Here is a 21693-nt window from a genome sequence, read left to right on the forward strand (position 1 = left end):
TGTTAACTTTTATTGACTAAGTATTAACAAATCATGTATAATAAAACAAGGAAATATATGAAATAGACTCAAACTAATCATTTCGATAAAATCATATATAATAATACTCATGAAAATCAAGAAAATATAAACTATATAAATAAGCTGAATCCCGGAAAATATCTGGGTACGGAGGAACCAATGTATTGGGGTTAATCTTAGTATACTATTAAATATATTAAGTAGGGGTACCTTTACCCGAACCCGTCAGCTAACTTCGGAGGCAAAGAAAGGCGGATAATAAATGAATAACAAAAGACAAAGTATAGTGGTAAGTGTAATTTTCTTTTTATCATTAACATTTCTAGGAGCGCTAAAAAATAATAGCGTACAAGCTGATTCAGTAAATTTAACTTCTAAAAATTTAGCTGTTCGTGCAGCAACAGTTAACAGGAATAAAGTCATAGTAGTACCTAAAAAAGAAACTGTAAATCCAACTGCTAAAGCAACTGCTAAGAAAGCTACTGTAAGCAGAGGCTCAAACGGAAGAGTAGATGTAGTGTCTTATGCATATAAGTTTATGGGAAAACCATATGTTTGGGGTGCAGCTGGCCCATCAGCTTTTGATTGTTCAGGATTCACTTTGTATGTATATAGAGCATTTGGAGTAAATTTAGGCCATTATACAGGAACTCAATTTGCAACAGGACAAGCTGTATCTAAAGAAAGTTTATTGCCTGGAGATTTGGTGTTTTTTAATACAGATTCCTCAATTTCACATGTTGGAATATATGTAGGTGGAGGACAATTCATTCATGCATCATCAGGAAGTGGGAAAGTTATCGTAAGCAGTCTTTCAGGAAGTTATTATGCTTCCAGATATGCAGGAGCTAGAAGGGTACTTCAATAAATAATAGATAATAAGTAATGATTAATATATAAAGTCAGTTTTTAACTGACTTTTATTTTATTTAGGACAAATATATTACAAATTAGTAGTAAGTTTAGTGCTAAATGATTAGGAAGTTAAATTTAAATATTTAATGATAGAATCTCTTAATCATAATTTTAAGTAAAGTATAATATTATTATATAGGTAACATATGAGCAAAATTTATATATGCTTTTTATAATAAGGTGGAGGATATCTTAGTAATGGTTTCAATGTATTGAATACTTAAGAGGGAGTGGTGAATATAAAGTATACAAGATATGATTTAAAGAGAAAAAGAAAAGATAATGTTATTTTTTTTATTATACTTATAATGATACTTATACTTTCATTCTTAATAGGAAGTATATTCTTCAAATTATTTATTAAGAATTCCTCTATAATTAAAACACAAGGAAAGGTTACAGAAACTAAAGTTAATGATAAAAATATAAATAATAAGGGTGAAACCCCTAAGCAATCAATAATAAGTAATAATAGCTTTATTTATGTGGCAATACAGGGTGGAATGTTTGGGAATGAAACTGGTGTAGAAAAGACTAGAAGTCAATTAAGCTCTTATGGGAACCCATTTGTTATAAGTGATGATAAATATAAGAGAGTTTTTCTAGGTATATATACAGAGGATGCTGCAAAAGTCATAATAAACACTTTAAATACTAATAAAGTATCAAATTCAACTATGAAGTTTGAAATAAAGGTAAATAATTTATGTGATATGGAAATAAGTGAAATATTAAATGGATATATACAAGTCCTTGGGAAACTATCTGAAAAGAATGTAAAGGCAATACAAACTCAAGACTTTAAGAATTGGTGCAAATCATTAGAGGCTGTAGATCAAGAAAGTCCAAATATTAAAATATTAAATGAATTAAAGGATAAAGTGGGAAAATTGCCAAATGAATTAAGCAATGATAAAACAGCAGAAAATTATATGTTTATCTATTCTATACTTCAAAAAATGAAATAAAAATGCGAAGCATTTTAAATTAATAATAATCTCTAATCTTCAACTGCTAGAACATAGATTTATATAGTCTTTTAGCAATTGTGATTAGAGATTAAAAATGCTCGCATTTTTTATTTTTCCTTTTTTAAGGACTTATCTGAAGGAGTTTTATTTTTTTTTTTAGATTCGGAGTTAGAATTATTGCTTTCATCAAAATTTTTCTTCGAGGTTGCATCTTTTGCATTCTTACTATTAGTGTTACCATTATTTTTATTATCATTGGTTTCTGTTTTAATATCATCTTTTTTGTTATAGGAGTCATTAGTAGATGTTTGAGAGCCTTTTGTGTTGGAATTTGAATTAGTGCTTTCTGAATTATTTTTTGTTCCATTTCTAGAGTTATTTTCATCATTTAATTTATTAGAATTTTTATTTGTATTTATTAAGTTAGTGTCTTTATTATTTGATTTTTTATTGTTTATAGAAGGCTTATTATTAATTTTTACTTCAAGTGAAATTCCATGTTCGTGAACGATAGTTTCGAAGGTTGATACATTTAAATTTTTACCTGTTACTTCTAAACTAATAGATTTACTTGCCTTATAATCTTCTGTGATAAATTTTTGATGCTCACTTTCTGTTACGATTAAGCATAGCGCATCATTAAAATTTTTGTTTTTAATATTTATACTATCTAATATAACTTTACCATCAGAGTTTAAGGCACTAGAATGAATAACCTTATTAAATAAATTAGTTTTTAATTGAACGGATGGGTTTATACTGAGATTTAAAGTAGCAACTGGAGTATAATAAGCACCCAATCCACCACCTAACACTGTAAACGTAATAAGTGCAGCAACTAATGCCTTAGGTATATTTCTAATAAAGCTAGTTTGGCTGATAGTTTTAATATACTCCTCCCCTACATTCATGTCCTTAGTAGCAAGCACTTCTATAAATTCGCCTGTAGAAGTTAAAAGTACTGCTTTGTTTTTTTGAATTTCAATTATTATACCTTTAATATTATTCATTTTTATCACCTACACCTATATTAAGATAAGATTTTAGATATAAATACTCATCATTTGACATTATTAAAAAAAGTACAATTATGTATTTTCTCCATCGTTCTAATAACTTTCTGTTACAACCAGTTAAAACAGTTAGTTGCTTTATAGGAAGAGCTTTATTTTTTCTTATATATGTACTTATATCATCATTCTTAGTGCAGCATAAGGCAATATTTAGCAGATGGCTCCTTGTATCTATGTGTTTAGGAGAATGATTTATCAAATCCGTAAATGTAAGCTTAAAATTAGCAAGCTCATTTTTAAGTGCATTAATTTCATCAATTCTTTGTTCGCTTTCCTTTTGAATTTCATATTGATTAATAGAGTTTTTGTAATCAATATATGTAAAAGATTCTTCATTATTATCAAATACTAGTAAAGAATTATTCTTATCTTTTCTAAAAAAATCGATTATTGAATTATTTATAAGTACCTTAGCGTAGCTATGAAAGTTTCCTTTAGTATGATTATAAGTATCCAAGGCTTTATTAAATGCAATCATTGCTATACTTAATTCATCATCATTTTCCCAATGAAGTATTCTTTTGCATATTTTATAAGTGCACCCATATATAAAATTTTTATTTTCTTCTATAAGTTTATTTTTATCTTTAACCTCAGAAGGATTTATATTATCCATAATCTCACCCCTTCTTATAAGTATATACGTTCATTATAATAAATTTTAGAGGGTTAGGTAAAACTTAAAATTTGGCAATACTCACCCCCTTAAAAAACATATGTCTTCCCGTATTGATAAGTGAAAATAATAAACAGTGAAATGTTTCAAGTACTTGAGATATGCCAATTTAAGGAGGATATTAAATTATGAAAAAATCTATAACATTATTAACAGCTTTAGCAATTGTTGCTACAATTAACACTAATACCTTTGCTGCAGGGGAGGTATCTCTAAAGGATAAGGCTGGTGTAACACCTGACAGTATTATGTATAAATTAGATTGCCTAGTTGATAGTTTTAAAATAAAATTATCAAAGAATGGGGAAGCGAAAATTAAATTGCTACTAAATATTGCTCAGGAAAGACTTGGAGAAAGTCAAGCGATGGCAGAAGAAGGTAATGAAGAGTTAGCAAAAGAGTCAGTTGAAAAATATGAAGAGAATATGCAAGAAGCTGAAAAAGCTTTAGAAGAAATGCAAGAAGATACTGTAATAGGTGACGAATCACAAGATGATAAAGACTTAGCAGATGAAGAGAATGCTGAAGATACAGAAGTTGTAGAGAATGAAGAGTTGGAAGAAATCGAAGATAAAATATTAGAAAACCAAAAAAACTCAATTGAAGTTTTAAAAATCGTTAAAGACAAAGTTTCTGAAAATGCACAAGATGTAATTGCGAAAGTTATAGAAATGCAAACACAAAAGGTAGAAGCTATGACTGAAATAAAACAGGCAAGAGAAGAATTAAAAGAAGCTAAAAGAGAACTTAATACAGTTAAAGACAGTCTAAACGAAGCCAATGAATCAGGAGATGATGAAGCAATAAAATTAGCTAAGGATTCTTATGAAAAAAGTTTAACTGATTATAATAAACAAAAGGAAGAATTAAAGATTTTAGTACAAGCTAAAAATGCAAATAAGATGAGTGTAGGGCAGTTAAAGAAAGAAGAAAAGAAATTAGAAAAATCAGCAGGCGATGTAAATGAAACAAAGACTAAGACTAATACTAATACTAAAGAAACACCAGTTAATAATCAAGAAGATAGCTCCGCCGATGATATAGTTGATGAAACTAATGCTACAGTTAAAACTAAAAATGTAAATAATAATCAAACCAAAGCAAAAGCCGAGGTTAAAGATAAAGATGAGTCTGTAAATAATAAAAGAAAAGACATTAATCAATCATCAAATAATGAAAAAGCTAAAGAAAAAATGGAAAAAGAAGCTAAATAAATAACTAGAAAAATAAATTAAATTTAAATGCGAAGCACTTTTAAGATATTAGTTTCTAATATTTAGTCGCTTAAAGGATTATTAAATCCATTCTTAGTGATTAAATAGTAAAGATTAGTAATCAAAAAGGTGTTTCGCATTTTTTTCAATATACGACAATACTTTCCATAAACAAAAAAATTTTAACAATATTGTATATGGACTTGTTTAACAAATTATTAAATGTTAAACTATTAAAAGACATAAAGTAAATGATATTAATTTATTTATAAAACCTGTTCTGAATAAGATATAAATCAGGTAAAAATGGAAATAATATTACATGCAAAACTTAAAAAGGCGATGATAACATGGAAATTATATTAGCATCAGCTTCTGAAAGAAGAAAAGAACTGCTAAAAAGAATAATTAATGACTATGAAGTGATTACAAGTGATTTTGATGAATCTGAAGTTGCGTTTCATGGAAATGAAGCTGAGTATGTAATGAAAATTGCAGAAGGAAAATCTTTAGCAGTAGCAAGGAAATTCCCAAACTCAGACAAGATAGTGATTGGATGTGACACTGCAGTATTTTTTGGAAACAACGTATTAGGTAAGCCTGAAAATTCTCAACACGCTTTTGAAATGCTTAGTATGTTAAGTGGTAATATTCATAAAGTGTACTCAGGGTTAGCTATAGTTGATATATCAAAAAATATGGTAAAAAAAGACTATGTATGTACAGAAGTAAAGTTTTCAAAGCTATCTACTGACCAGATATTAAATTACATAAAAACTGGAGAGCCTATGGATAAGGCAGGGGCTTACGGTATACAAGGCTATGGTGGGATTTTTGTTGAAAAAATTCATGGATGTTATTATAATGTTGTAGGACTGCCAATAAACAAATTGTATGGAATGTTAAAAGAATATTAGTACACAATTAAAATTAAACATGAGCTATATGATAGATATCCATTTACAAGGAAGTTATAAATTTCTGAAAGTAATACAGGGATGGGGGTAAAGCTAATCTATAAGGGAGTAATTAAAATGAATGATTCTTTAAAGATTATGGATTTACCTGAAGGTGAAAGGCCTAGAGAAAGACTTTTTAAATATGGGCCAGAGTCGTTGTCAAACATAGAACTTTTGGCAATTATCCTTAGGACAGGTACTAAAAAGGATAATGTGTTAAACCTATGCGGTAAGCTTATGAAGGGTTTAGGAGGATTAAATGGTCTTATAAATTCTTCAGCAAATGAGCTAATGAATATTCAAGGTATAGGAAGTGCTAAGGCTGCTCAAATAGTGGCATTAAGTGAACTATCAAAAAGATTTAAGGCTCATAAGTCTGGGGAAGAGTATAAAATTACTAAACCTCAGGATGCAGCAAACATTGTAATGGAAGAAATGAGATACTTAAAAAAAGAAATTTTGAAAGTAATAATGCTAAATACAAAAAATGTAGTAATAAAGGTTAAGGATGTTTCTATGGGAAGTTTAAATTCTTCTATTGTTCATCCTAGAGAAGTATTTAATGAAGCAATTAAAAATAGTAGTTTTTCAATAATTATATGTCATAATCATCCATCTGGTGATCCGAGTCCAAGTAATGAGGATTTAAATGTTACCAAAAGACTCAATGAATGTAGCAAAATAATAGGAATAGAGCTATTAGATCACATAATAATTGGAGATGGAGTTTATATAAGTTTAAAAGAAAAAGGTAAATTGAAAGGAGAAAATTAGATGCGTTTATTTGGAATGTCTAGGGATTTAGGTATAGATCTTGGAACAGCTAACACTCTTGTATATGTAAAGGGAAAGGGAATACAGCTCCGCGAACCATCAGTAGTTGCTATAAATACTAATACTAAAAAGGTTTTAGCTGTAGGAGATGAAGCAAAGCAAATGATAGGAAGAACTCCAGGGAATATTGTAGCCATAAGGCCAATGAAAGATGGAGTTATTGCAGATTTTGATGTAACACAAGCGATGATTAAGAAATTTATTGAAAAAGTAAGCCCTAAAAGTGCTTTTACAAGTCCAAGAATAGTAATATGTTATCCATCAGGAGTAACACAGGTAGAAAAAAGATCTATTGAAGAAGCTGCAAAGTCTGCAGGAGCAAGAGAAGTACATCTTTTAGAAGAACCAATGGCTTCAGCAATTGGAGCAGGGCTTCCTGTAAATGAGCCAACAGGAAGCATGATTGTAGACATTGGAGGAGGAACTACAGAAGTTGCTATTATATCCTTAGGAGGAATAGTTACAAGTAAATCCTTAAGAGTGGCTGGAGATGAACTTGATCAATCTATAATAGATTACGTAAAGAAACAATATAACCTTATGGTAGGTGAAAGAACAGCAGAAAATATAAAAATAGAGTTAGGTTCTGCTTATGTATTAGAAGAAGAAATTTCAATGCAAATAAGAGGTCGTGATTTAATCACAGGACTTCCAAAAGTTATTGATATTACAAGCACTGAAGTTAGAGAAGCCTTAAGAGAGCCTATAGCAGCTATTGTTGATGCTATAAAAAGTACGTTAGAAAAAACGCCACCAGAACTTGCAGCAGATATAATGGATAAGGGTATAATGCTTGCAGGTGGAGGAGCAATGTTAAGAGGACTTGACAAGCTTATATATGATGAGACACACATGCCTGTTCATACAGCTGAACTTCCTATTGATTGCGTTGCTCTTGGAGCGGGAAAAGCATTAGATACTTTAGATAAGCTTTCAGCGAGCAAGAAAAGGTAAGTATGAGATTTTTCAAAAATAAACTGACAGTAACAATAATTGTTCTGTCAGTTACATTTTTAATATTAATTGGTTATAGTGCAAAAAGGGATAAGGTATCTTTTGCTGAGAGTAGTGTAGGTGGAGCTTTAAATACTGTACAAGGAGGCTTGTACAATTCAGGCAGTGGTGTGAAGGATTTTTTAGGATTTATTTTAAATTTTAATGTAATAAGAGAAGAGAATAATAATCTTAAAGCTAGGAATAATGAGCTAGAAAGTAAGGCGTTAGAGTATGATGCTTTAAAAAATGAAAATGAAAGATTAAGAGAAATGCTTAACTTTAAAAATCAAAACTCCCAATACAATTATATAGGAAGTGACATAATTGGTAAAAGTGGAGGAAGTTTTTTAGATGAGTTTACTATTAATAAAGGAAAAAATGACGGAATAGAGAGACAGATGGTAGTAGTTACCTCCCAAGGATTAGTAGGTCAAGTTACATCTGTAGGCAATAGTTGGGCTATTGTACAAACTCTTTCTAATGAAAATATTGCAGTTAGTGGAATTGTTCAAAGCACTAGAGAAAGTGTAGGAATTATAAAAGGGTATAGGGATAGTGATAATACACAGTTAGCAAAAATATATTATTTACCTTTGGATTCAAAGATAAAGGAAAATGATGTAATACTTACATCAGGACTTGGCGGACTATATCCTAAAGGTATAAGAATTGGTTATGTTATAGGTGTAGAAGAAGATAAAGGAAAAGTAATGAAAAATGCAATTATTAAGCCCTATATAAATTTAAATAAGTTAGAGGAAGTTTTTGTAGTAGTTCCCAAAAATAAAATAGACAAAACATATTAAGGTGATAAAAATGAAAAAAATTTTAACTTTGGCAGGCTTGACTATTATTATGCTAATTTTAGATAATTCGGTGGTGCCCTTTTTTTCTATAAAGGGGTTTTCACCTAGTTTGTTATTTACATTTATAATTAGTTATTCTATAGTAAACGGATACTCAGAAGGACTTTGGCTGGGGGTATTTGCAGGATTGTTTCAAGATATTTATTTTGCAAATATTCTTGGAGTAAATGCTTTAACTAATATGATATGTGCTGTGATATCAGGCTTTATAGGAGTAAGTATTTTTAAAGAAAAAACTCTTATACCTGTACTATCAAATTTTGTTATAAGTATATTTAAAGGGATTTTGGTTTTTGTAATTCTATATGTAGTAGGAGTAGGAATGAGTTTTAGATTTGTGTTTTTTAACAGCTTATATAATTTATTTTTATCTATACCCGTATATAGATTAACTTATAAGTTATGTAGTATAGATTATATGAGACGAAATTGGAAATTTTAAAGGAATGGTGAGCTATGAAAGAAAAAAAGAAAAAACTTAATAGATATACCGCTTTTTTTGTAGTAATGGCTGTAATTTATTCTATCATTGGAAGTAAACTTATTAGCCTACAAGTAATTAAGACAGAGGAATACAAAGAAAGAGCAAATACTAGAGCAATTACAGAAGTGCCAGATCCAGCTCCTCGTGGAAATATTGTAGATAGAAATAATATAGTGCTTGGAACTAGCCGTCAAAGTTATATGCTTGTATACAATGAAACAGATGAAAGTAAAAAGTACTTTTTTGAGACCATGGATAAGGTATTTAAACTTCTTGATGATAATAAAGAGCAACAACAAGATGAATTTGAATTAAAAGTGAATCCTTTTAGGTTTGAATTTAAAACTGATGATGTAAATGCTAGAAGAACTTTAGAAGTAAGATTTAAAAGAGATAGAGGATTGAATGAACAAGTACAAAAAGAACTATTTCCAGGTAAAAAGGAAAAGTTAACTAAAGAAGAAGAAAAACAAATAGATGAAGAATTACTAAAGATATCTCCCGAGGAAACCTTTAACTATTTGATAAAACAATATGATATAACTCCAAAAAGTGATTTCAAAAATCTTTTAGCTCAATACAAAATATCACCAAATGAAGCTGTAAGTGAGATTGTTAAAAGATTTAATATAAAAGATGCTACAAGTTTAAACATTAAACTAGATGAGTATAAAAACAATACTAAAAATTCAAAAGCCATTTTGGACGGATTAATAGAACAATATGATATAGAAAAGCTTCAATATAGTTTAGAAAAACAGCGAAAATATATGATTATAAAAGATACAATTAAAATGCAGAGTTTTTCTGGATATAAACCTGTAACTATAGGAAGTAATATAAAAAAGGAAACAGCTTTTATATTTTTAGAAAGATTAAATGATCTTCCAGGTATAGATGTGAGTACACAGCCACTAAGAACTTATCCTTACGGAGAACTTGGTTCAGCATTTTTAGGATATATATCAAAAATTAGTGGAAATACGGAAAAATACAGCGAAAAGGGATACGATGTAAGCAGTGATTATGTAGGAACTGCAGGTCTTGAGTATGTATACGAGGATAGACTTAAGGGTTCTAAAGGCGGAAGAATAGTTAAACTTAATAAGCAAGGTAGAATAATAGAGGAGTTAGGAAGAAGGGAACCATATCCTGGAGAAACGCTTAAACTCACTATTGATAAGCATGTACAATTAGCAGCAGAAAAATCCTTAGACCAGGTAATGGCGAATTTAAGAGCAAATCCAATAAGTTATGACGGAGCCAATTCTAGTAATGCAACAAGAGGAGCTGCGGTAGCTATTGATGTAAATACTGGAGGAGTATTAGCGCTCGTAAGTAGACCAGGCTACGATCCAAATATATTCTCTACCCCAGGAAAACTTACTACAGAACTATATAATAAGTTTTTTAATCCTGATTTGGAGGTCTTTGCAAAAGATTATATAGGTGGGAGAGGACTTCCTGTAACTGTAGATGAAATATTTCCACCAGTAGATAAATCAAGTAAGGGAAGTAAAGTTTTAAGAAAGGATCCATACGATATTTATCCAAAGCCTTTTTATAACTATGCTACTTCATCACTTACGGCACCAGGATCTACTTTCAAGCCATTAACTGCTATAGCGGGTATGGAAGAGGGCGTATTGTCGGCTAATGAGACAATATATGATGCACTAGTATATACAAAACACGGATATAATGGTAGGAGCTGGAATACATCAACTAAAGGAAATATAAATGTAGTTGAAGCATTAGCATATTCTAATAACTACTTTTTTTATGAGGTAGGAGATAGACTTTATCAAAGAGGACTCGATACCTTAGCGGAATATGCATGGAAGTTTGGACTTGGAGTAGACCCGAATTCAAAAGAAGATCCATCTACAGGTATTGAAATACCAGAGAATTACGGGCAAGTATTTAATGTCCAATCTGTGAAAAATACATCTTCCATATATCATTTATGGAATTTGTATGAAGATCTAAGAAAAATTAAGAAAAATAAGAGCACAGGTGAGTATGAAGGAATAGACATTGAGATAAAAAAGGGAGAAAGTAAACAGTTAACAGAGATTAAAGAAAAAATGCAAAATACTATAAGACAACAAATGAGATATAAGAATGTTAAAGATTTTTCTAAGACTGTAACGGGATTATTCAAAGAACTCATATCAGCTGATGAAAAGTTAAAAAATAAAGGCTTTACAGATGGTGATATAAATATTGCAATAAGTAAGATTAGTCAATCAGTAAATTCGGTAACTGAAGAAGCAACTAGACCGGGTAATGTATACAATGCATCTATAGGTCAAGGTACAAATCAATTTACGCCGCTCCAATTGGCGAATTATGTATCCATGATTGCTAATGGAGGTAAAAGATATAAGCTTCATTTGGTAGATTCATTTTTGGATTCAAATAATAAAGTGATTCAACAGGTACAGCCAGAGGTTATAGATGAAATAAAATTAAAACCTGAGACAATAAACACAGTGAAGCAAGGAATGCTTGCGGTTACCTCATATGAGGAGGGAACCGGAGCTACTGTGCTTAAGGATTTCCCTATTCATACCGCTGGTAAAACAGGATCAGCTACATTTAATGAGCAGATACAGGATAAAATAGGGAGAACTTCCTCCGCAGTATATGTTGGATTCGCTCCGTATGATAATCCTAAAATTGCCATATGTGTATTAATATTTGATGGAGCTCATGGAGGTTTTGCAGCCCCTGTTGCAAAGGCTATGTATGAGGCTTATTTTAGAGAAGAACTTGCTAAGATGAATTACACACCAGAGTTTAAATTTGACTAATTAATAATAGGGCATGTACATGATAATGTATGTGCCCTGCATGATTTATAGAAATCTATGATTTCGTTATAAATCAGTACATCTCAGCTAAACTGAGATGTTTCTATTAAAAAATTTGGGATTTATTATAATGTTAGAAGGAATTGAGAAGTATTTGTTGAAATATAAACATAAGCCCAGTTTTGGAGGTTAGCTATGATAGATGACAGCATAATTATTAAGGGAAATAGAGAAGGCTTAAATGCAGTTATTAATATGAATAAGTTCAAAGACGTTGACGAAATGCTGGACTCTCTCATTGAAAAGTTGTCTAGAGGAAAGGTGTTTTATAAGGGGGCTACCCTAAAAGTCACTACACAACTAAAACACATTAATGAAAGAGAATTAAGGAAACTTAAAGACATTCTTTTCGATGAGTTCTTAATAAAAGATTGTATATTTGAAAATTCTGAGGAAACAATAACTAAAGTATTTTCAGGTGTGAACGAAGGTAGAACTAAGTTTGTAAAAAGAACTGTAAGAAGTGGACAAGTTATAAATTACCCAGGAAATTTAGTTATAATAGGTGATGTGAATTCAGGAGCAGAAATTTATGCTTCTGGTAATGTAATAGTTCTTGGCGCATTAAGAGGCTATGTTCATGCAGGATATGAAGGTAATTCAAAAGCAATTGTAGCAGCGTTTTATCTTCAGCCTCAAATACTACAAATTGGCGATGTAGCTACCAGGGCACCTGAAGATAATAGTAAGCCTCAATATCCTGAAGTAGCAAAAGTAAGAGAAAATAGTATAATAGTAGAGCCTTACTTGCCAAACAAATTTATCTAATGGAGGGAAATATATGGGAGACGCTATTGTAATAACATCTGGTAAGGGTGGAGTAGGAAAAACTACTACTACTGCCAATATTGGAACAGCCCTTGCAGCAATGGGTAAAAAAGTAGTTGTTGTTGATGGAGATACTGGACTTAGAAATTTAGATGTTTTAATGGGATTAGAAAATAGAATTGTGTTTACGTTGATGGATGTTATTGAAGGCAACTGTAAATTAAAGCAAGCACTTATAAAAGATAAAAGATTTCCACACCTTTTCTTATTGCCTACTGCTCAAACAAGAGATAAAGATGATATTTCTAAAGAAAATATGTTAGATTTAGTGGAGACATTAAAGAAGGAATTTGACTATGTACTGCTAGATTGCCCAGCTGGAATAGAGCAAGGGTTTGAAAATGCTATAGCAGGTGCAGATAGAGCACTAATAGTTGTAAATCCTGAAGTTACATCTATTAGAGATGCTGATAGAGTTATAGGAAAGTTAGAAGCTAAGGGAATAGAAGACCATCAGCTTATAGTAAATAGAATAAATGCTGAAATGGTTAAGAATGGGGATATGTTAGACGTAAACGATATACTAGATAGTTTAGCAATAAAACTTATAGGAATAGTTCCAGATGATAGAAATATTACTGTTTCTACAAACAAAGGGGAGCCAATAGTTCTTACCGAAGGTACAATATCAGGACAGGCCTTTAAAAATATTGCTTGCAGGGTTTTGGGAGAAAATGTTCCGTTTTTATCTTTAGAGACAGAAAATAAAGGATTTCTACAATCCTTAAAAAAACTATTTGGAATGAAATAGGGGGGATATAAATGGATTTTCTTAATTTTTTTACTCCTAAATCACCATCCAAGAATGTAGCAAAAGAAAGACTTAAATTAATACTTATACATGATAGGGCAGACTTTTCCCCAGAATTACTAGAAAGTATAAGAGAAGATATTATGCAGGTAATTTCAAAGTATGTTGAAATAGATAGGGAAGATATGGAAATTAAAATGACATCCAGTGATGAAGAGCAGAGCTCTTCTCCAGCACTAGTTGCAAGTATTCCTATAAAGAGCCTGAGAAGAAGATAATAAGGATTTAATTTAAAGCTATGTATAATTTATACATAGCTTTTTTGGATGTATATTGTTATAATTTTATAAGTAACATACCAAGTGAATGGGGGGAGAAATGTGCTAGAAAAATTAAAAATAAATAAGAAATTATTGAGAGAATTAGATTTTAGCATAATTTTAATAGTAGCGATTATAGGATTATTTGGAGCTTTAAATATATATAGTGCAACCAATACAAGAGCAGGGATAGCTGTATTTAAGTCTCAGCTTGTGTGGCTTACCATGGGATTTGGTGTTATGTATTTTATATTGGTATTTGATTATTCTTTAATACAAGGATATGCAAATATAATATATTGGTTAGGAGTTATACTTCTTTTTCTAAATGATACTATATTTAAGTCTACAGTAAATGGAGCAGGATCATGGATGAAAATAGGTTCCGTAACAATAGGACAGCCTTCGGAACTTGCAAAGTTAGGGCTTATAATAATGCTTGCTAAAGAATTAGATAGTATGGAGTGTAACATAAATAATCTTAGAAACTTCTTTAAGTTATTAGGATATGCTGCTATTCCAATGATACTTATAATAATACAACCAGATATGGGTATGACTATGGTGTGCTTTTTTATAGTTCTAGGAATATTTTTTGCTGCAGGGCTTGATTCCAAAATTATAGGCGGCGGAATAGCATCAGTTGCAGTTTTAATTGCTATAGTATGGAATTCACCTATTATGCATGAATATTGGAAAGTGCGACTTACTTCCTTTTTAAATCCAGAAAAAGATGAGCTAGGATCAGGTCTTCAACTTATACAATCTCAAATAGGAATAGGGTCTGGTGGAATGCTAGGTAAAGGATTTTTAAAAGGAACCCAAATAGAGGGCGGATTTATACCGGAGTCTCATACGGATTTTATATTTTCAGTAGTAGGAGAAGAATGGGGACTTATAGGAGCTATATTTTTATTATTAATGTATGGAATACTTATATACAAGTTTGTAAATATAGCTAAGACTTCAAAGGATGTGTTTGGGTCAATGGTTACTATTGGAGTGGTTTCTACATTTTTATTTTCAATAATGCAAAACATAGGTATGACTATAGGAGTTATGCCTATTACAGGAATCACACTACCTCTTATGAGTTATGGAGGAAGTTCCATGCTCACGGCATTTATGTCTATTGGATTAGTAATAAATATTGGAATGAGAAGAAAAAAAATTAACTTCTAAATATTTGGAGGGATTTAAATGAATATAGCTTTTATAGCGCATGATAAGAAAAAAGATGACATGGTGGATTTTGTAAAAAGGTATAGAGAAGTATTTGAGGGCCATAACTTATTTGCAACTGGAACTACGGGTAAAAGAATAAATGAGGAATTAGGTCTTGATGTAAAAAGACTTTTATCAGGCCCTATAGGTGGAGATCAGCAAATAGGAGCAATGGTAGCCGAAGGCAGAATGGATTTTGTAATGTTTTTAAGAGATCCTCTTACATCTCAACCTCATGAACCAGATGTAAATGCATTACTTAGAATATGCGATGTACACCATGTGCCTCTAGCTACAAACTTAGCATCAGCAGAAGTTTTTGTTAAGGCGCTAAAGGCTTACATGTAGGAAACTGAGACGTCTTTAATGTTGAACATATAGTATGAGATTTGCATTGTGGAAAGCATTCAATGAGCTTTCTTAGATGCAAATTCTATACGGTAGGTTCAACATTTTTTTATGTAATAACTTTACCTTCTTATAAATATATATATATCAGAGATTTTTACAAGTGGTGTAAAAATGAGTGATACTGAAGGAGGAGAAAGTATGGGAAACTATAATAATCAGTATGAGGATTATTATAAAACCTTAAGAAAAAGTTTTAATACAGGCTATACAAGCTCACAAAGGAAAAGTTCAAGTGGAGTAGGAGAATATTTGCTAAAAAGGCTTCCTAGAGATTTAATTGGAGCCTTAAGCATCATATTTGTTATTATGTTTTGCAAATTAGTTGTAACTCCTCAAACTCAGGCAGTTTATAATTATTCTAAGAATTTAGTAAATGAAAACTATGATTATAAAAGTGCCTTTGCTCAAGTGAAAAGTTTAAATGTAGTAACAATAGAAGATAAGGTTACAAATTTGATGGAGACGCTCAAAAGTAAGATTAGTGGTGAAAAAACTTTAAAAGATAAGGTAAAAGAGAATTTTACACTTCCTGTTCAGGGACAAATAACATCTCCTTATGGGTATAGAATTGATCCTATAGACAAGAAAAGAGCTTTTCACGAGGGGATAGATATAGAGGTAAAGGAAGGAACGGAAGTAAAATGCTCCTATGATGGTACGGTTAAGGATTCTGGACAAGATGAGAAATTGGGTAATTATATACTAATAGATCATGGTGATGGCATAGAAACTAAATATGGTCATTTGAAAGAAATAAAGGTTAAAAAGGGAGATGTGGTAAAAGCCGGTAGTATAATTGCTTTAAGTGGGAATACAGGAAAATCTACTGCACCTCATTTACACTTTGAATTTTTATATATGGGTGAAAATAAAGATCCCAAGGAATTTATAGCAATTTAAGAAATGGAGAATATAAGTTTGATAAAGGTCAGTAAATATTTTTTTCCTTATATAATAGTACTTATATTAATAGGGTATAGGGAGAAGATACTTATATCTTTTCTAATAGTTTTTTTGCATGAACTAGTACATTATAAAACTGCTAAAATACTTGGATTTAATGGTTTTGATATACAAATAATGCCTGTGGGTACTGCACTCGAATTAATAGATATAGATGAAGCATCACCAAAAGAAGATTTAATAATTTCTTTGTCTGCTCCATTTATGAATTTAATTTGTGCAGTACTTTTTTATATGCTGTATCATAAATATAAATTTAACATTTTAAATGAGCTGTACCAGTGTAATTTAACTATAGGTTTTATAAATATGCTTCCTGCATTTCCATTGGATGGTGGAAGAGCATTAAGGAATATTATAAATATAAAGTTTATATATAAAAAAGCAAATAATATAACTATTTACACAAGCATTATAGTAGGGATTTTACTTATGATATATTATCTTTTTTTGTTTTTGGGTGGAACACTCAATATAAGTATAGGAGTCATAAGTATATTTATAATATCTTCGGCCTTGAAGGAAAGGGAAAGGATATGTTATGTTATTATGAAAGATATAATAAAAAAGAAGATTAAATTTTTAAAAAGAGGGTATATAGAAAATAGAGGAATATCTGTACATTGTAAAAAAGATTTACTTTTTATATTAAGCTTGGTTGAAAAAAATAAATACAATATGTTTTTTATATTGAATGATGACATGAAGCTTATAAAAACCATATATGAAGAAGAAACAATTGAAGCTTTAAAAATTTATGGAAATATAAGCATAGAAGAGTATATAAACATAAAGGAATAATTAATAAAATAAATTTCAATTTACAACTAGATGTGCTAGAATATAAAATTGAGTACGTAAGAGGAGGTAATTAGATGAATTTTATTTCAGACGATATTTTATTTAAAGTAGAAAAACCAGCTAGATATATAGGCGAGGAGCTAAATTCATATAAAAAGGATAAAAGTAAGGTAGATATAAGATATGCATTTTGTTTCCCAGATGTTTATGAGGTTGGAATGTCTCATTTAGGTACAAAGATATTATATTACTTATTAAATGAAAGAGAAGATACCTTTTGTGAAAGAGTCTTTGCACCATGGCCAGATATGGAAGAACAATTAAGGAAAAATAATATACCACTATACGCACTGGAAAGCAAAGATTCACTAAAGAATTTTGATATTTTAGGTTTTACGCTGCAATATGAAATGAGTTACACTAATATATTAAATATGTTAGATATGGCAGGAATCCCTGTTAGGGCTTCACAAAGGGGAGAGGATGATCCAATTGTAATGTTTGGAGGACCTTGCGCATATAATCCTGAGCCTCTTTATGACATAGCAGATTGCTTTGTGCTAGGAGAAGGTGAGGAAATTACTAATGAATTATTAGATGTATATAAGGAATTTAAGGGAAAGTCAAAGAAGGAATATTTGAAGGCAATATCAAAGATTCAAGGTATATACGTTCCGTCATTATATGAAGTATCTTACAACGAAGATGGAACTATACAGGAATTTAAGCCTACAGAAGAAGGTGTGCCTAAAACAGTTAAAAAAAGGATAATAAAAAATCTAGATGATGTAGCTTATCCGGATAAATTAATAGTTCCTTATGCTGAGATAGTACATGACAGAATTACACTTGAAACTTTTAGAGGGTGTACACGTGGATGTAGATTTTGTCAAGCGGGCATGATTTATAGACCATTAAGAGAAAAGAAAACAGATACACTAATGGAACTTGCTGAGAAGCTTATAAGAAATACAGGTTATGAAGAAATTTCACTTACTTCATTAAGTATCTGCGATTATTCAGATATCGGAAATTTAATTAATTCGATAATGGAAAAGTATAAGAATGAGAAGATAGGAGTATCACTTCCATCTATTAGAATAGATTCTTTTTTTGTAGAACTTATAAATGAAATTCAAAAGGTTAGAAAAACAGGACTTACCTTTGCTCCAGAAGCTGGAAGTCAGAGAATGAGAGATGTTATAAATAAGGGAGTTACAGAAGAAGATTTAATAAGGTCTGTAAGCAGCGCCTTTAATTCAGGATGGTCTACAATAAAGCTTTACTTTATGCTAGGGCTTCCATATGAAACTCTTGAGGATGCTAAGGGTATAGCAGATCTTACTGAAAAGGTTGTAGACGAATATTATAAGATTCCTAAGGATAAGAGAAAAAAGGGGTTAAAAGTTACAGCAAGTGCTGCTATATTTGTTCCAAAGCCTTTTACTCCGTTCCAATGGGTAGCTCAAGCATCACAGGAAGAAGTTATGGGAAAAGTTTATGCAGTTAAGGATAATATTAAGAGCAGAGCTATAAGTTTTAACTATCACGCCTCTAAAGTTAGCTTTTTAGAAGCTATTTTTGCACGAGGGGACAGAAAGCTTTGTGATGTATTAGTAGAAGCCTTTGAAAATGGTGCTAAGTTTGATGGATGGTCAGAGCATTTTAAATATGATATTTGGATGAATGCTCTTGAAAAATGTAATGTATCTGGGGATTTTTATGCTTATAGAAATAGAAGTTATGATGAAATATTACCTTGGGACTTTATTGATATAGGAGTTAATAAAAAGTTCTTGATAGATGAAAATGAAAGAGCAAAGAGAGCAGAAGTGCTTCCGGATTGTCGTCTTGGATGTACTAACTGTGGAGTAAATGTAAATCTTGAAGGGAAGTGTTTTGAAGGTGCGTTATTTAATAAAGTTCAGTAAGGAAAGCAATATAAAATTTATATCTCACTTAGATTTAATGAGAACTATACAAAAAATAATAAAAAGGGCAGCACTTCCGATAGAGTATTCAAAGGGATTTAATCCACATATGACTATTTCTATAGCTCAACCTTTATCTGTTGGAGTATATTCTTCAGGAGAATATATGGATGCAGTATTAAAAGAAGAACTAGATGAAAATGAGATAAAGGAAAGATTAAGTAACAATGTTCCCTCAGGAGTAAAAATACTTGAGGTCGTAAAGGTTAAGAGCTTAAGCGATAAAAAGGTGCCTCAATCTATGGCAGCTATTGAAGCAGCTAAGTATGAAGTAGCTATAAAGTATACTAACTCTTCTATTTTAGAAGAAGAATTAAAAAAGCTTCCAAGATTAAATGAATGGAATATTATTAAAAAAAGTAAAAATGGAGAAAAGGAAATAAATATAAAGCCTTTAATCAAAGAATTTAAATATAAATTAGAAGATAATATATTAAAATTACAAGTGTTATTAAGTGCAGGAAGTAGCGAGAATTTATCTGCTGATCTACTCGGAAAGTTTATAAAAGAAAATACTACAGGGGTTAATGAAGAAGCATTTGTTGATATTCAAAGAAAAGATATGTACGGACTTAAAAATAATAAATATATACCTCTAATTGAGTTACTTTCTAATTATTAAAGGGTGTGAGATAGTTTGAAGGAAATTTTTATTGAACGCAGTAATAAGTTATTAAGAATTGCTGTAAAGAAAAATAATAAGTTAAAAGAATGTTTTATTGAAGAAGAAAACATGGAGCCTTCCCCAGGAGAGATTTATAAGGGTGTCGTGAAGAATATCGTACCTGGGATAAAATGTGCATTCATAGATGTAGGATTTAAAGAAAACTGTTATATGTATATGGATAGAAAGTTTAAAAATACTAATCTTAAAAAGGGAGATGAGGTATTAGTACAGGTAGTAAAAGAAAAGGTAGGCAAAAAGGGACCTAAAGTTACTAGTGCTATATCCATTCCAGGCAGATTTTGTGTTTTAAATACCTTAGACAATGAAATGGTATTTTCTCAAAAAATTAACGATGAAGATGTAAAAAGTAATATAAGAAATAACATAATCAAGCCAGAAGATGTAGGGGTTTTAATAAGAACAAAGGCTTCAAATGTAGATATTAATATTATAAATGAAGAAATAAGAGAGCTCTATGCTACATATAAGAGTATAAAAGGTAAACTTGCCTTTTCAAGTAAGATGGGTATTGTGTATAAGACTGGTGGAGTATTTGGAAGAATAATAAGAGATAAGCTTGACTTAGAAACAACTAAAATATATATAAATAGTGAGGAAGATTATAAGGAAATATCTGATTACTTGATAAAAAACACTGATAATAATACTCACTTAGAATTCCATGATAATGAAAGAGAGTTATTTGATTACTATGGGATAGAAAAGGATATATTAAAGCTTAGAAATCATAAGGTTCAACTAAATTGTGGTGGATATATAATAATTGAAAAAACTGAAGCTATGTATGTAGTAGATGTTAATTCAGGGAAAAACATAGGGAATGCATCACTTAAGAAAACTGCATTCATTACCAATCTTCAAGCGGCAGAGGAAATTGCTCATCAAATAAGACTTAGAAATTTAAGTGGGATTATACTTATAGACTTTATTGATATGGAAGATAGAGAAAATAAAGATAAAGTATATGAAAAACTTTTAAAGGGATTTGAAGATGACAAAAGCAAAACTGTAGTATATCCTTTTACAGAATTAAACCTAGTGCAAATTGCTAGAAGAAGAATGGGAAAGTCTATATATGAATATATAGAAGAGGAGTGCTCTTCATGTCATGGTAAAGGGATGAGATTAAAACTTTCCTATATAGAACTTTTAATAAAAAATGAAATAGAAAAAATAGCTAATCACAAAGAAATAAAAAATATATACATTGAAGTAAATGAAATATATAAAAATGATATAAAAAATGATATATTAGAATTTATAAAAAGCATAGATGCATTAGATAAATGTATATATTTAAATTATATTTCTGGAGAAGAATTTTTTAGTGTGGAGCCATTGTTATTTATCAATCAAATGGAAAACTTAAAATTATACAAGGTATATGGATAAATAACTTTACAAGCACCATTATTTATGATAAAATGGCTTTTGTAGACCGCTCAGAAAAGGTGAAAACTAGCAGAAATTTCTGTGTACCTTAATTGGCGAGACTGGTTTGAGGAGGTGTTTTGAATGTACGCAGTTATAGTTACTGGAGGAAAGCAATACAAAGTTGCTGAAGGAGACGTAATATACGTTGAAAAGCTAAATGCAGAAGCAGAAGCTAATGTAGAAATTACAGAAGTTCTTGCTGTAAGCAAAGAAAATGGTGAATTTGTTATTGGAAAGCCTGTAGTTGAAGGAGCAAAAGTTACTGCTAAGGTTGTAAAGCAGGGCAAAGCTAAGAAAATACTTGTTTTCAAGTATAAGAGAAAGAAAGACTACAGAAAGAGACAAGGACATAGACAGCCATACACAATGTTACAGATAGAAAAAATTAATGCTTAAT

Annotated in this window: 22 protein-coding genes and 1 riboswitch; of the genes, 20 read left to right on the forward strand and 2 right to left on the reverse strand. The window is 30.5% G+C overall.

Annotated elements, in window-relative coordinates:
* Nucleotides 1–132: 132 nt before the first annotated feature.
* Nucleotides 133–280: riboswitch (cyclic di-AMP (ydaO/yuaA leader) on the forward strand.
* Between the two features lie 3 nt (nt 281–283).
* A complete protein-coding gene (locus DP68_RS08265; RefSeq protein ID WP_035308331.1) occupies nt 284–889 on the forward strand; it encodes a C40 family peptidase in 606 nt (201 codons plus the stop codon).
* Nucleotides 890–1169: 280 nt separating this feature from the next.
* Nucleotides 1170–1904: a hypothetical protein gene (locus DP68_RS08270; protein ID WP_052085715.1), complete on the forward strand. Its 735-nt coding sequence runs from the start codon at nt 1170–1172 to the stop codon at nt 1902–1904.
* 110 nt (nt 1905–2014) lie between these two features.
* On the opposite strand, the gene DP68_RS08275 is transcribed toward DP68_RS08270, so the two are convergent.
* On the reverse strand, nt 2015–2917 hold the full coding sequence (locus tag DP68_RS08275; protein ID WP_035308332.1) for an anti-sigma factor domain-containing protein: 903 nt from the start codon (nt 2915–2917) through the stop codon (nt 2015–2017).
* Nucleotides 2910–3596: an RNA polymerase sigma-I factor gene (sigI, locus tag DP68_RS08280; protein WP_035308335.1), complete on the reverse strand. Its 687-nt coding sequence runs from the start codon at nt 3594–3596 to the stop codon at nt 2910–2912. The genes DP68_RS08275 and sigI overlap by 8 nt, the downstream gene beginning before the upstream one ends.
* Before the next feature lie 188 nt (nt 3597–3784).
* On the opposite strand from sigI, the gene DP68_RS08285 reads away from it, so the two are divergent.
* The 18 genes from DP68_RS08285 to rplU all read left to right on the forward strand — a co-directional run bounded on the left by DP68_RS08285 (nt 3785) and on the right by rplU (nt 21692).
* Nucleotides 3785–4870 carry a DUF5667 domain-containing protein gene (locus DP68_RS08285; protein WP_035308337.1) on the forward strand — a complete coding sequence of 362 codons (1086 nt, stop codon included), beginning with the start codon at nt 3785–3787 and terminating at the stop codon, nt 4868–4870.
* 350 nt (nt 4871–5220) lie between these two features.
* Nucleotides 5221–5787 carry a Maf-like protein gene (locus tag DP68_RS08290; RefSeq protein ID WP_035308340.1) on the forward strand — a complete coding sequence of 189 codons (567 nt, stop codon included), beginning with the start codon at nt 5221–5223 and terminating at the stop codon, nt 5785–5787.
* 117 nt (nt 5788–5904) lie between these two features.
* Entirely contained in the window at nt 5905–6603 is a 699-nt protein-coding gene (radC, locus tag DP68_RS08295; RefSeq protein ID WP_035308343.1) for a DNA repair protein RadC, read from the forward strand.
* Nucleotides 6604–7617 carry a rod shape-determining protein gene (locus DP68_RS08300; RefSeq protein WP_035308344.1) on the forward strand — a complete coding sequence of 338 codons (1014 nt, stop codon included), beginning with the start codon at nt 6604–6606 and terminating at the stop codon, nt 7615–7617. It abuts the gene before it with no gap.
* Between the two features lie 2 nt (nt 7618–7619).
* Nucleotides 7620–8465 carry a rod shape-determining protein MreC gene (gene mreC / locus DP68_RS08305; RefSeq protein ID WP_035308347.1) on the forward strand — a complete coding sequence of 282 codons (846 nt, stop codon included), beginning with the start codon at nt 7620–7622 and terminating at the stop codon, nt 8463–8465.
* A 10-nt stretch (nt 8466–8475) separates the two neighbouring features.
* Nucleotides 8476–8967, forward strand: a complete 492-nt coding sequence (gene mreD, locus DP68_RS08310; RefSeq protein ID WP_035308348.1) for a rod shape-determining protein MreD — start codon at nt 8476–8478, stop codon at nt 8965–8967.
* A 14-nt stretch (nt 8968–8981) separates the two neighbouring features.
* On the forward strand, nt 8982–11825 hold the full coding sequence (locus DP68_RS08315; protein ID WP_035308349.1) for a penicillin-binding transpeptidase domain-containing protein: 2844 nt from the start codon (nt 8982–8984) through the stop codon (nt 11823–11825).
* A 195-nt stretch (nt 11826–12020) separates the two neighbouring features.
* Nucleotides 12021–12653 carry a septum site-determining protein MinC gene (minC, locus tag DP68_RS08320; RefSeq protein WP_035308351.1) on the forward strand — a complete coding sequence of 211 codons (633 nt, stop codon included), beginning with the start codon at nt 12021–12023 and terminating at the stop codon, nt 12651–12653.
* A gap of 13 nt (nt 12654–12666) precedes the next feature.
* A complete protein-coding gene (gene minD, locus DP68_RS08325; protein ID WP_035308353.1) occupies nt 12667–13464 on the forward strand; it encodes a septum site-determining protein MinD in 798 nt (265 codons plus the stop codon).
* A gap of 11 nt (nt 13465–13475) precedes the next feature.
* Entirely contained in the window at nt 13476–13742 is a 267-nt protein-coding gene (gene minE / locus DP68_RS08330) for a cell division topological specificity factor MinE (RefSeq protein WP_035308355.1), read from the forward strand.
* A 102-nt stretch (nt 13743–13844) separates the two neighbouring features.
* Nucleotides 13845–14966 (forward strand): rod shape-determining protein RodA, encoded by a 1122-nt coding sequence (gene rodA / locus DP68_RS08335; protein WP_035308357.1) that lies wholly within the window; start codon nt 13845–13847, stop codon nt 14964–14966.
* Nucleotides 14967–14984: 18 nt separating this feature from the next.
* A complete protein-coding gene (locus DP68_RS08340) occupies nt 14985–15356 on the forward strand; it encodes a methylglyoxal synthase (protein WP_035308359.1) in 372 nt (123 codons plus the stop codon).
* Between the two features lie 174 nt (nt 15357–15530).
* Nucleotides 15531–16319 carry a M23 family metallopeptidase gene (locus DP68_RS08345; RefSeq protein ID WP_291547965.1) on the forward strand — a complete coding sequence of 263 codons (789 nt, stop codon included), beginning with the start codon at nt 15531–15533 and terminating at the stop codon, nt 16317–16319.
* An 18-nt stretch (nt 16320–16337) separates the two neighbouring features.
* Nucleotides 16338–17183 (forward strand): M50 family metallopeptidase, encoded by an 846-nt coding sequence (locus DP68_RS08350; protein ID WP_035308361.1) that lies wholly within the window; start codon nt 16338–16340, stop codon nt 17181–17183.
* A 74-nt stretch (nt 17184–17257) separates the two neighbouring features.
* The gene (locus DP68_RS08355; protein WP_035308364.1) at nt 17258–19114 is read left to right on the forward strand and encodes a TIGR03960 family B12-binding radical SAM protein; all 1857 of its coding nucleotides are present in this window, start codon (nt 17258–17260) and stop codon (nt 19112–19114) included.
* Nucleotides 19083–19796, forward strand: a complete 714-nt coding sequence (locus DP68_RS08360) for a TIGR03936 family radical SAM-associated protein (RefSeq protein ID WP_081957137.1) — start codon at nt 19083–19085, stop codon at nt 19794–19796. The genes DP68_RS08355 and DP68_RS08360 overlap by 32 nt, the downstream gene beginning before the upstream one ends.
* A gap of 15 nt (nt 19797–19811) precedes the next feature.
* The gene (locus DP68_RS08365) at nt 19812–21254 is read left to right on the forward strand and encodes a ribonuclease E/G (RefSeq protein ID WP_035308368.1); all 1443 of its coding nucleotides are present in this window, start codon (nt 19812–19814) and stop codon (nt 21252–21254) included.
* A gap of 123 nt (nt 21255–21377) precedes the next feature.
* Complete coding sequence (rplU, locus tag DP68_RS08370) at nt 21378–21692, forward strand: 50S ribosomal protein L21 (RefSeq protein ID WP_035308372.1); 315 nt, start codon at nt 21378–21380, stop codon at nt 21690–21692.
* Nucleotide 21693: the final 1 nt, after the last annotated feature.

Source organism: Clostridium sp. HMP27, from assembly GCF_000765165.1.
Classification (GTDB): Bacteria; Bacillota; Clostridia; order Clostridiales; family Clostridiaceae; genus Clostridium_AK.

Bases quoted from the DNA above. Each gene is read 5' to 3' on its own strand.
- DP68_RS08275 (WP_035308332.1), bottom strand. From the start codon at position 2,917: ATGAATAATATTAAAGGTATAATAATTGAAATTCAAAAAAACAAAGCA.
- mreC (WP_035308347.1), top strand. From the start codon at position 7,620: ATGAGATTTTTCAAAAATAAACTGACAGTAACAATAATTGTTCTGTCA.
- minC (WP_035308351.1), top strand. From the start codon at position 12,021: ATGATAGATGACAGCATAATTATTAAGGGAAATAGAGAAGGCTTAAAT.
- DP68_RS08340 (WP_035308359.1), top strand. From the start codon at position 14,985: ATGAATATAGCTTTTATAGCGCATGATAAGAAAAAAGATGACATGGTG.
- DP68_RS08290 (WP_035308340.1), top strand. From the start codon at position 5,221: ATGGAAATTATATTAGCATCAGCTTCTGAAAGAAGAAAAGAACTGCTA.
- rplU (WP_035308372.1), top strand. From the start codon at position 21,378: ATGTACGCAGTTATAGTTACTGGAGGAAAGCAATACAAAGTTGCTGAA.
- mreD (WP_035308348.1), top strand. From the start codon at position 8,476: ATGAAAAAAATTTTAACTTTGGCAGGCTTGACTATTATTATGCTAATT.
- DP68_RS08265 (WP_035308331.1), top strand. From the start codon at position 284: ATGAATAACAAAAGACAAAGTATAGTGGTAAGTGTAATTTTCTTTTTA.
- radC (WP_035308343.1), top strand. From the start codon at position 5,905: ATGAATGATTCTTTAAAGATTATGGATTTACCTGAAGGTGAAAGGCCT.
- DP68_RS08315 (WP_035308349.1), top strand. From the start codon at position 8,982: ATGAAAGAAAAAAAGAAAAAACTTAATAGATATACCGCTTTTTTTGTA.
- DP68_RS08345 (WP_291547965.1), top strand. From the start codon at position 15,531: ATGAGTGATACTGAAGGAGGAGAAAGTATGGGAAACTATAATAATCAG.
- DP68_RS08355 (WP_035308364.1), top strand. From the start codon at position 17,258: ATGAATTTTATTTCAGACGATATTTTATTTAAAGTAGAAAAACCAGCT.
- minE (WP_035308355.1), top strand. From the start codon at position 13,476: ATGGATTTTCTTAATTTTTTTACTCCTAAATCACCATCCAAGAATGTA.
- sigI (WP_035308335.1), bottom strand. From the start codon at position 3,596: ATGGATAATATAAATCCTTCTGAGGTTAAAGATAAAAATAAACTTATA.
- DP68_RS08285 (WP_035308337.1), top strand. From the start codon at position 3,785: ATGAAAAAATCTATAACATTATTAACAGCTTTAGCAATTGTTGCTACA.
- DP68_RS08300 (WP_035308344.1), top strand. From the start codon at position 6,604: ATGCGTTTATTTGGAATGTCTAGGGATTTAGGTATAGATCTTGGAACA.
- minD (WP_035308353.1), top strand. From the start codon at position 12,667: ATGGGAGACGCTATTGTAATAACATCTGGTAAGGGTGGAGTAGGAAAA.